This window comes from candidate division KSB1 bacterium (genome assembly GCA_022562085.1).
GTDB lineage: Bacteria > Zhuqueibacterota > Zhuqueibacteria > Oceanimicrobiales > Oceanimicrobiaceae > Oceanimicrobium.
In genome coordinates this window covers 1-9,992 of sequence record JADFPY010000152.1, presented here as the reverse complement: position 1 = coordinate 9,992, position 9,992 = coordinate 1, and the positions used below count along the sequence as shown (strand labels likewise).

Below are 9,992 nucleotides of genomic sequence, written 5' to 3'. Positions count from 1 at the left end.
TATTTGGCTAGGTGCTGGTTTTTGTATTAATAAAATAATGACATTCGCAAAATCATCAGCCGCAAAGGTCCACTTCTATGTTTCATTTTTCAATTGACTTTGCGGCTGTTTTTTTTAATTTGCATTAAGAATAATCATGAATAGTAAAAACTTAAAATTTCTTTTCTTTTCAATCGTGTTAGTAAACTTTGTCCTGAACGCGTGTTTTGAAAGTGCCGAAAAAGAACTAACTGAAACGCAAGTCCCTGCTGCGATCTTAAAGGCCTTCACTCAAGCCTATCCAAAAGCTATGTTACGCGAATATAGCGAGGACATGGAAGACGGTCAAAAAGTCTACTAAATCTCATTTAGAGAAGAGGGTCACAAAATTGATGTTCTTTATTCTCGGGATGGCGTTGTTATCGAAATAGTGGAATCGATTTCTTTGGAAGAGTTGCCTTTGGCAATTCAAAATGAATTGAAGAAAAAGTTCAGTAAGTATGAAATTGAAAAGTCTGAAAAACTTAGCAAAGACACCGACATTTTCTATGAAGTTGAGTTGATGGTTGAATCTGATGGTGAAATTCAGAAACATGAAATCCTTTTTCCAGAGGATGGTCAAATTATTAAGCAAGAAAAAAGAAGATGAAGACGATGACGGGTGAGGAGCAATCAATTACCCGCCGGCACGCTTAACCTTATATCCACTCGCAGTCAAAATCTCAACCACCTTATCTCGAAAATCACCTTGAATCAAAACCTCGCAGTTCTTAACAGTACCGCCCACGCCGCACCGGGACTTTAAAGTTTTGCCTAACTCTTTTAGATCTTCCGTTGAGCCGACAAAACCGCTAATCAGAGTCACTGCTTTGCCCCGGCGATGTTTCTTGTCCAGCCGGACTTTGAGATTCTGTCTTTCCGGTGCTGGTGTGACTGGCTCACTCTTTTCCGCTTTATCCGGCACAAAATCTGGCTTCGTTGAATAGACGGTTTTATATTTTCTTTGCAATTAATTGCCTTTATACTTATGAATGCATTCTACCGAGTCATTATAACAAATAATATCCTGTAAGGCAAGAAAGTCCAATCAAAGTAAGGCAACGCACCTGGTTAGTTTACAAACGCAAATTTTCTTTGCATGGCATGCGAAAAAAAAGCTTGAACTTAATCTTAAAAAGCCGTAAAATCTGGTTGTTCAATTTCAGTGCTCATTCGAAGAAAATGAATATAGCAATTAATCAATCAAGATACCTTAGGAGGAGTCATGCCCCAGGGAACTGTAAAATGGTTTAATCCCAGGAAAGGATTTGGTTTCATTACATCAGAAGATGGAACTGATATATTTGTTCATAAAAGCGATGTCGATTATCTTGGCCATAGAAATCAGCTGGCAGAGGGCTTAAAAGTCAGCTTTGAAGTTGAAAAGTCGCCGAAAGGCCAAAAAGCGATCAAAGTACGAACACCGGATGCACCCACTCTTTAAACAAATTAGTCGGTTCGAGATCAAATGAATTCCCAAAAATCGATACCATCCCGACGCTTCGGGAGGGTATCGATAACTCTCAATTTGCATTCACAGACATTGGTTCCGAGGAAGCTGATTCAATTATTTCTTTAAGTTTGTCATACTGCCTCTGCCCACGATTGGCTATCATAGATTTCATAAGCCGTAACGTAGATTTCCACAAAAGATTTTTTCCTTCAACATGAATGGTCGCGGTGATTTCAGTTTTTGATTCATCACCGGTGAACTTAACCTTAACATCACTTATCAATGGATCGGCATCCAGAGTAAACCCGAACAGCTTATTCTCCTGAAAAGCCGTCACCTCTTCCATTATCACCATTTCATCTCCATTTTCAACAAAGATCATGCGGTATTTGCTGCCGACTTCACCCGGATTGCCGCTTATGGTTTCCATACTTTCAAAAACCATCAGCCAATCCCCCATTCTGGATTCATCGGTGAAAATTGTCCAGGCCTTTTCCACCGAAGCGTTGACTTCGATTTTGTTTTCATAAGTAAACGAGGGGCAAAGCTACCGACGGCAAAGAAAACCAGGGCAAGGCCGACCAGCAACCCTAAGATTAATTTTAGTATTTTCATTATCCTCTCTCCTTAAATAATTAGTATTTGATCGTTTTCAAAATAAATTAAAAATGTCAATAAAGTATTGCCGGTAAACCTTTGCATTTTTTTTGCAAGAAAATGACTGAATGACCCCGACGCTTCGGGGAATGTCAATACCCGTCGTTAAATCATTTGGCTTCGGCGTCATTTAGAACAGCAGCAATAATTCTCCTCTGTCAATGACAGCGAAGCGTCAATGACGGCTGATAATAGCACCGTGGTTTAGTCCACGACTAATCAGGTCACTTAACATTTGCAGGCTCTGTCACGTTATGAATTATCGCCGGCTTGCCAAACCCACCCCGCTGATGACCAGACCACTGCCGGCAAGAATCCGCCAACTCAACAGTTGGTCTAAAACCAACCAATCTAAAAACAGCGCAACAACCGGGATGACAAAAATAATAAGCGAAGCTGTGGTTACTTTAACTTGCCGGATCAGCCAGTAATAAGCAACAAAAGCTACACACGAACCCACAATCGAAAGATAAAAAAGTGAGCCAATCGATTTAACAGTGAATTTAAAATCTCCAACATTTTCAAAAAGAAAGCCCACCGTCAGCAAAGAGACGGCTCCGCAAATCATTTGCACCACTGTCAACACAATTGGATCAAGAGATTCAGAATGTTTTTTGATAACGACATTCGAAAAAGCCGTAAACACGGCGCTGACTACAATCGCTGAAGTCCCCAGAAGTATGACGGTACTTTCGAGTTTGATGCTGTCGACATAAATAACCGCTACCCCGCTAAAGCCGACTATCGAGCCAACTGTTTTTTTTAGAGAAAAACCATCATCGGCAATCATAAAATGTGAAAAGATAAGGACAAAAAACGGGAACGAGCTAAACAGAACGGCGGTCAGGCCGGCAGAAACATATTGTTCACTCCAGTAAACAAGACCATAAGAAACGGAGATAGCGAAAGTTCCTGTGTAAATCATGATTGATAAAATTCGCCAATCTCTCGGAAACTTTAAACCTTTCAACTTCATAAAGGGGTAAAGCAAAACCACCGATAGAAGAAAGCGCGCTCCTGCCAACAAAAACGGCGGTGCATCATCCAGACCTATTTTAATGAACAACCAGGTCGATCCCCAGATAAGGCAAAGCATGATGAAAACCAGAATCGGCAAGGTGTGTTTGTTTGACAAATGTTCACTCCAGTTTTAAAGCATCAGAAGAATGTAAAAACGTATTTCTGGGATCTCATAATACAAATCCGGAAGGACTAAATCAACAAGTCAGTTAAGTGGTCTATAAATAACTCTTCATTATCAAAAACACGGATATTCCTTTCTCAAAAAAAGAAGCAAAAAATAGTATGAATTGTCAAAAAAAACTTTATCTTTTTACAAGGAATACTTGGAAACATAACCAATGTGAAGTCGTACCAAACAAACAGGCTATTCAACCCAAAATCAATCAGTTAAAAATTTCAGTCTCAGGAGAAAATCATGGTTAGAATATTACCAAGATTGTGTCTAATTCTTGTAATTTGCGCCAGCCTCTTAAATATTAATTGTTCTGGCGGTGATGCACACAGCGGCGATAATGACCAGGTTGAAACAGCCGCAAACGGCGACACGACGTCAATTAAAAAAGACAAAAAGAAAACGGACAAGGACGACAAGAATGAAGAGAACCTCATCCCGGTTGAAACAACTACTGCCGGAAAAGGGGACATCTCTTCTTTTATTTTATTAAGCTCAAATCTCGAAACTGAAAAAATGACCGACATTTATGCCAGGGTTCAGGGCCTGGTTGAGGAAATTTATGCGGAAGAGGGTGACTATGTTGAAAAAAATAAAGTGTTGATGAAATTAGAAGCGGATGAGTACGCCCTGGCAGAAGCAAAAGCAAAAGTGGACTATGAATTGGAACAAAATCTCTATGAGCGCAAACAGGCAATGTTTGACAAACAGCTGCTCAGTAAAGAGGAATTTGAAACCGCCAGATTCGGGATAGAGGCTAAAAAAATCCTGTGGCAGCAGGCAAAGCTTAATTTAGATTACACCAGAATAACCTCACCGATTTCCGGGGTCATCGGCGAACGTTTGAAGCGCCCGGGAGACCGGATTCAACCGACGGATAAACTTTTTACTGTGATTAATAATGAAGAGATGATCGCAGTGGTTCACGTACCGGAGAGAGAAATCGGCACGCTGAAGAAAGGTCAAAAAGCTTTCATCACCTCGGAACATCTGAAAAATGAAGAATTCTCCGGTTGGATTAAGCGAGTCAGTCCGGTTGTTGACCCGCAAAGCGGAACTTTCAAAGTTACCATCGGCATTAGAAATGAAAACAACCGGCTGCGGCCGGGTATGTTTGTGAACACACACATCATTACAGCCACCCATCAAAACACGGTTTTAATTCCCAAGACAGCTCTGGTTTATGAAAACGAGAATGTTCACGTGTTTGTAGTACGGGACAGCGTTGCCCACAAAGTCAAGTTAGATCTTGGATTTCAGGATTATGAAAACGTGGAATCTTTATCACAAATTGAGCCGGGTGAAAAAATTATTATTGTTGGCCAGTCCGGTTTGAAAGATCAAACCAGGGTGAACATCGTGGCCGAACGGGAGAATACAACGCAGGCGGCGAAAAATTCTTCGTATTAGCAAATTCAACAGATCATCTCCGCAACGATCTGTTTGGGTAGCTTTGATCTGAATCGAATATTTTTAACACCTACAATTTACTAAAACACCATGTCAGAAAGCAAATCCCACATAAAAGAATTCAAAGAACACGCCGGGCAATTTTTCCAATTTACCGCCACCAGGCCGGTCGCGATTCTCATGGTGGTCATTGGAGTGGTCGTATTCGGCTGGATTTCCTACAAACAGCTGCCAGTCAACCTGATGCCGGATATTTCCTACCCCTCGTTGACCGTTCGAACCGAATATTCGGGCACCGCGCCGGAGGAAATCGAAACCACCATTTCGCGGCCCGTAGAACAGGCGCTGGGCGTAGTCAACAATTTGGTGAGCATTAGCTCCATTTCCAAAGCCGGGCAATCCGACGTCAAGCTCGAGTTCACCTGGGATACAGACATGAACCAGGCCACCGCCGATGTCCGGGAAAAATTGGACCAGGTCTTCTTGCCCGAAGAAGCAAAACGGCCACTCATTCTGCGCTTCGACCCGTCCTTGGATCCAATCTTACGGCTCGGGTTGTATGGCGACGCATCGCTGATTTATCTGCGCTATCTTGGGGATGAAGAGATTAAGCGCATCCTTGAAACAGTAGAAGGGGTCGCGGCGGTCAAAGTTAAAGGAGGGCTTGAGGAAGAAATCCGGGTTGAGCCCAACGAGCAGCAGTTAACACTTATCGGAATCGACATCCAGCAAATTAAAAACCGACTTGCGGAGGAGAACGTCAATCTTGCCGGTGGAAATTTGAAAGAAGGACAAACCGAGTACCTGGTCAGGACCCTGAATGAGTTTAAATCTGTGGATGAAATCGGCAAAGTTGTCATTGGCAACTGGAATGGCAAAGAAATTAAAATCATGGACGTCGCGCAGGTGAAGCGGACTTTCAAGGATCGCGAAATCATTACCCGCTTAAATGGCAAAGAGAGCGTCGAAATTGAAGTTTTTAAGGAAGCTGACGCCAACATCGTTACCGTGGCCCAGCGCGTAAAAGATCGGGTGTTTGGCAGCGTGAAACAGCGGGAGTTTGTAAAAAAACAAGCTGAAGTGAAAAAGAAAAAACCTGAAGCAAAAGAGAAAAAAATTGCCACCGACAAAAAGAAAAAAGAGGAAAAGAAAACAGGCAGGGGCAGACCCGGCGGCGGGTCTGAACGCAATAGGCAAGCCTTGCTCGCTAAGGAAATGACCAACTTTATAAATCATGATTTACCCGAAAACATCGAACTCGATCTGCTTTCAGACCGGTCGGTTTTCATTCAGAATTCCGTTGACGAAGTCAAAAATACAGCGAAATGGGGTGGGTTACTTGCTGTTATCGTGCTTTTTATCTTCCTGAGAAACATGAAGGCAACTTTAATTGTCGGGATCGCCATTCCCATTTCCATCGTCGCGACATTTGCGCCAATGAAGATTTTCGGGGTCTCCTTAAACATCATGTCACTGGGCGGCCTGGCGCTCGGCATCGGCATGCTGGTGGACAACTCGATCGTGGTTCTGGAAAGTATAGCCCGCTGCCGTCAAGAGGGCGACGACCTCATCCAAGCCACCGTACGTGGCGTGAGCGAAGTGGGTGGGGCTGTATTCGCTTCAACGATGACAACCGTCGCGGTGTTTTTCCCAATCGTTTTTGTTGAAGGAGTTGCGGGGCAGATTTTTGGCAACCTGGCGCTAACGGTTGTTTTCTCCCTTTTCGCATCTTTCGGTGTTGCGTTGTTTCTCATCCCCATGCTCTCTTCGCGGGAAAGTTCAAAATTTGTGCAGGGCATCCAAACAGACCAAATGCTCAAAAACCATATCTTTCATTTTTCTACACAGGAGTCAGTGGATTCACTTTTATCTGCAGAAAACCAGCAAAGCTTTTTTTCAAAGCTGCTCTCGGGTTTGGTAATTCTTTTAAAGACCGGCGGGTTGGTTTTGTGGAAAACACTCAAGGCATTTGGCGGGCTGCTTATCGCCGCATTAAAACAATTCAGCATACTTTTGCTCGTTAGTATCATACCGGTTTTTGGGCTGACAAAATTTTTGATTAACATTATTGAAAAAGGAACGATTCAACTTAAACTAACCGACTGGATCACTAAGTTTGCAAATAACCCCGATTTTTGGAAAATAAAATACGTCAAAGAAATCTGGCCGACTTTTTTAATCAACAAATCGGCCCCTGCGCTATTTGAGGACATGCGGCGTTTCAAAACTCGTTTTAAAGAATCCGCCTGGAAAAGTAAAATTGCCAAGATTCTCTTTTTCCCTGTTAGACTTCTATTCGATTTAATGAAGTTTTCATTCCAGTTCTTGCTTGAATTAATTTTCAGAGTCCTGCACTTTTTCTTTGTTATCAGTGCTGTATTTATTAAGGGCTTTTTTATTGCACTGAGATTGGTCTTTTCGTTTCCGGTAAAGCTGCTCCTGAGTGCCTTCAATTGGTCCTATGGAAAATTAGAAGCAGCTTACCCCAGAATTTTACAAAACGCTTTAGACAAGCCGAAACCGGTGTTAGGCGTGGTCGGGATGCTATTCCTGTTCAGCGTTTTTATCGTTGGGCCGCGTTTGGGCAGCGAGCTCATCCCTGAAGTTAACCAGGGAGAATTTAATGTCGAGATTACGCTGCCAGTGGGAACGCCTGTCGAGCAAACCGACCGGAAAATCGCCGAAATCCAACAGTACCTGCAAAATCAACCCGGAGTTAAAAAAGTTGCTTCTATCTCCGGAACCGATAAAACCGCCAACAGCGGCAGCGAAGAAGGTGAACACACCTCGAAAATAACCGTGACCTTGAATCGACCGGGGGACAAAGTACCGATCGAGGAGCCCAAGATTAGTGAAAACCGGCCTGCAGATAAGCAATTTGCTTCCGTCTCCGGCATGGCTAACTTCGGAGATGCAAAAACCAAAACTGATATCGGCGGTAACGAACCGGAAAAACCGGTTCGTTATAAAAATGCTGTCGTTGTAAGTGAAGAAAAACTGGTGGATGCCATCCGCAAGCAAATGCAGAACTACCCGGGTATCCAATGGAAAATCTCGCGGCCGGTATTGTTTAGTTTTAAGACCCCGGTGGAAGTCGAAATCTATGGATACAACCTGCAGAAATTACAGGAAATTTCCAAAAAACTTGAAGAAGAAATGGAGTCGATTCCTGGAGTAACGGATATTAAATCAAATATTCAGCGGGGCAATCCGGAAGTTCAAATTGTTTATAACCGTCCGCTGCTGTCAAAATTTGGCCTGAACATCATTGAAGTCGCTTCGATTGTGCGGAACAAAATACGCGGCGACGTGGCGACTGAATTCAAAGAGCGGGACCGCAGAATCGATATTTTGGTACGGCTGCGTGAACAAGATCGGGGAAGCATTGACGATTTACGAAGACTGACTATCAACCCGGGCGCCGAAAAGCCGATTCCCCTGGAAGCAGTTGCTGAACTCAAAGTCCACGAAGGGCCCTCTGAAATAAGACGTGTTGACCAGCAGAGAACCGCAGTGGTGACCGCAAATATAAGCGGACGAAGCTTGAGCGAAGTAAGTGAAGATATTTTCGCCATTCTGCAAACCATGGAAATGCCAAGCGACTTTACTTATGTTCTTGCCGGACAAAATAAAGAGATGGAAACATCGCTCAGCAGCCTTAAGCTGGCGCTCGCGCTCGCGATCTTTTTAGTGTACATTGTCATGGCTTCGCAGTTCGAATCGATCATCCATCCTTTTATTATTATTTTCACCATTCCTTTAGCACTCATCGGGGTGATCCTGTTTCTCTTCGTATTTAATATTCCGTTGAGTATCGTGGTCTTCCTGGGGATGATTATGCTGGCGGGAATTGTAGTTAATAACGCGATCGTGCTGGTGGATTATATAAACAAATTGCGCGAAAGAGGCATGGAAAAAATGCAGGCGATTGTCGAAGCCGGGAAAATCCGCTTGCGTCCGATCATGATGACCACTGCGACCACGGTTCTGGGTCTGCTGCCGATGGCGCTTGGCCTTGGCGATGGCGCTGAAATTAGAACACCAATGGCGATCACCGTAATTGTCGGTCTCATTACGTCAACCGTTTTGACTTTGGTTATTATCCCAACGGTTTATAATTTGGTGGATCGGAAGACGTGAGATGTGAAAACGGGATGCTTGAATTAAATCATAAAAATCGTGATTTCTGGAAGGTTGGTATTAAGTTTGTAATTTTTATTTACGAGATAACTGAAAAGTTTCCAAAATCAGAACTCTACGGTATAACGAATCAAATCAGAAGAGCCGCTGTTTCGATACCTTCTAATCTTGCAGAAGGTTCATCCCGAAGATCACCAGCCGAACGTAGGAGGTTTTTTGAAATCGCACGTTCTTCTCTCGTTGAACTTAATACGCAAATCGAAATTGCAATCAGGTTAGGTTATGTTTCAGATGAAATGAATTCGAAATTAGATAAAATGACGAATCACCTTTTTGGTTATGACTCGATCAACTCTGCTCAAGAACAGGTGTTTGGTATGTATTCAAAGAGTCCGATAATTTGGCACATCAATGTTGATAATGCGCCTGATGGACTGGATCAGAAATGGAGTCAGGATGTTACGAAATACTTCAACGAAGCGATTAAAGATTCCGGCAGGCTCAAACCAGAATGGAAAGCATTTTCTGGTGAAGTCACGCTCTATGGTTCGTTTCACTTTTGTTTCTTCGATCTTTATGATTGGTGTCCACGCGCAAGGCGACCGATGGCTCCACGAGGAACAGGAACAGTTCCGGCAGAAGGAAATTATTTTGTCATACGTGATGAACTATCATTGAAGAAAATGTATGCAGCCATTCGCAGAGAGAATCGACTCAGAGAACAAGGGTTTGACACTGGATGGAAAGTTAGTGCTTTGCAGAAGGCCATCGACGCGATGGAGCAGAAATTTAAAAACACAAATAGTGACACAACGATTTCAGCGAACTCGATATTCATATACATTTCCCGTCAGGAGCAATTCCCAAAGACGGACCCTCGGCGGGTGTGGCAGTCTGCATGGTGGTGGCCTCGGTAATGGCAGAGCGTCCGATAAGAAACGATATTGCCATGACCGGCGAAGTTACTCTGCGCGGTAAAATTTTGCCTGTGGGCGGCATAAAAGAAAAAATTTCTGCGGCATTTCGAGCCGGAATTCATGAAATTGCTCTTCCTAAAGAAAACGAAAAGGACTTAAGAGAGCTGCCCAAAGAAATCATTCGCAAAACAAAATTTGTTTT

At 43.2% G+C, this 9,992-nt stretch carries 11 protein-coding genes and 3 pseudogenes; 10 read left to right on the top strand and 4 right to left on the bottom strand.

The window, feature by feature from the left end:
- Nucleotides 1–136 precede the first annotated feature (136 nt).
- On the top strand, nt 137–340 hold the full coding sequence (locus IH879_13120) for a hypothetical protein (GenBank protein ID MCH7675877.1): 204 nt from the start codon (nt 137–139) through the stop codon (nt 338–340).
- A 69-nt stretch (nt 341–409) separates the two neighbouring features.
- Entirely contained in the window at nt 410–628 is a 219-nt protein-coding gene (locus IH879_13115; GenBank protein MCH7675876.1) for a hypothetical protein, read from the top strand.
- A gap of 27 nt (nt 629–655) precedes the next feature.
- Here IH879_13115 and IH879_13110 read toward each other — a convergent pair whose 3' ends face one another.
- On the bottom strand, nt 656–988 hold the full coding sequence (locus IH879_13110) for a translation initiation factor (protein ID MCH7675875.1): 333 nt from the start codon (nt 986–988) through the stop codon (nt 656–658).
- Between the two features lie 255 nt (nt 989–1,243).
- Between IH879_13110 and IH879_13105 the strand changes: the two genes are divergently transcribed.
- Nucleotides 1,244–1,462, top strand: a complete 219-nt coding sequence (locus IH879_13105; protein MCH7675874.1) for a cold-shock protein — start codon at nt 1,244–1,246, stop codon at nt 1,460–1,462.
- A 79-nt stretch (nt 1,463–1,541) separates the two neighbouring features.
- Here the strand turns inward: IH879_13105 and IH879_13100 are convergent, their stop codons facing one another.
- The 3 genes from IH879_13100 to IH879_13090 all read right to left on the bottom strand — a co-directional run bounded on the left by IH879_13100 (nt 1,542) and on the right by IH879_13090 (nt 3,263).
- Nucleotides 1,542–1,970: an SRPBCC family protein gene (locus IH879_13100; protein ID MCH7675873.1), complete on the bottom strand. Its 429-nt coding sequence runs from the start codon at nt 1,968–1,970 to the stop codon at nt 1,542–1,544.
- A complete protein-coding gene (locus IH879_13095) occupies nt 1,916–2,086 on the bottom strand; it encodes a hypothetical protein (protein ID MCH7675872.1) in 171 nt (56 codons plus the stop codon). Before IH879_13095 ends, IH879_13100 begins: the two co-directional genes overlap by 55 nt.
- 301 nt (nt 2,087–2,387) lie before the next feature.
- Nucleotides 2,388–3,263 (bottom strand): EamA family transporter, encoded by an 876-nt coding sequence (locus IH879_13090; protein MCH7675871.1) that lies wholly within the window; start codon nt 3,261–3,263, stop codon nt 2,388–2,390.
- Between the two features lie 303 nt (nt 3,264–3,566).
- On the opposite strand from IH879_13090, the gene IH879_13085 reads away from it, so the two are divergent.
- From IH879_13085 to IH879_13055, 7 genes and pseudogenes are all read left to right on the top strand, one after another.
- Nucleotides 3,567–4,733, top strand: coding sequence for an efflux RND transporter periplasmic adaptor subunit (locus IH879_13085; GenBank protein MCH7675870.1), 1,167 nt, complete (start codon nt 3,567–3,569; stop codon nt 4,731–4,733).
- 90 nt (nt 4,734–4,823) lie between these two features.
- Nucleotides 4,824–5,768 (top strand): annotated as a pseudogene (locus IH879_13080) (efflux RND transporter permease subunit).
- A 180-nt stretch (nt 5,769–5,948) separates the two neighbouring features.
- Nucleotides 5,949–6,503 (top strand): annotated as a pseudogene (locus IH879_13075) (efflux RND transporter permease subunit).
- Nucleotides 6,492–7,403 (top strand): annotated as a pseudogene (locus IH879_13070) (efflux RND transporter permease subunit). The pseudogenes IH879_13075 and IH879_13070 overlap by 12 nt, the downstream one beginning before the upstream one ends.
- A 225-nt stretch (nt 7,404–7,628) precedes the next feature.
- Entirely contained in the window at nt 7,629–8,873 is a 1,245-nt protein-coding gene (locus IH879_13065; GenBank protein MCH7675869.1) for an efflux RND transporter permease subunit, read from the top strand.
- A gap of 14 nt (nt 8,874–8,887) precedes the next feature.
- The gene (locus tag IH879_13060; GenBank protein MCH7675868.1) at nt 8,888–9,790 is read left to right on the top strand and encodes a four helix bundle protein; all 903 of its coding nucleotides are present in this window, start codon (nt 8,888–8,890) and stop codon (nt 9,788–9,790) included.
- Nucleotides 9,706–9,992: endopeptidase La (locus IH879_13055; protein MCH7675867.1), on the top strand; the 287-nt coding region annotated here is incomplete at its 3' end. The genes IH879_13060 and IH879_13055, both read left to right, overlap by 85 nt.

What these genes read in the sequence shown, in the direction of transcription:
- IH879_13105 (MCH7675874.1), top strand. Translation starts at nt 1,244, where the DNA reads ATGCCCCAGGGAACTGTAAAATGGTTTAATCCCAGGAAAGGATTTGGT.
- IH879_13095 (MCH7675872.1), bottom strand. Translation starts at nt 2,086, where the DNA reads ATGAAAATACTAAAATTAATCTTAGGGTTGCTGGTCGGCCTTGCCCTG.
- IH879_13120 (MCH7675877.1), top strand. Translation starts at nt 137, where the DNA reads ATGAATAGTAAAAACTTAAAATTTCTTTTCTTTTCAATCGTGTTAGTA.
- IH879_13060 (MCH7675868.1), top strand. Translation starts at nt 8,888, where the DNA reads ATGCTTGAATTAAATCATAAAAATCGTGATTTCTGGAAGGTTGGTATT.
- IH879_13065 (MCH7675869.1), top strand. Translation starts at nt 7,629, where the DNA reads ATGGCTAACTTCGGAGATGCAAAAACCAAAACTGATATCGGCGGTAAC.
- IH879_13085 (MCH7675870.1), top strand. Translation starts at nt 3,567, where the DNA reads ATGGTTAGAATATTACCAAGATTGTGTCTAATTCTTGTAATTTGCGCC.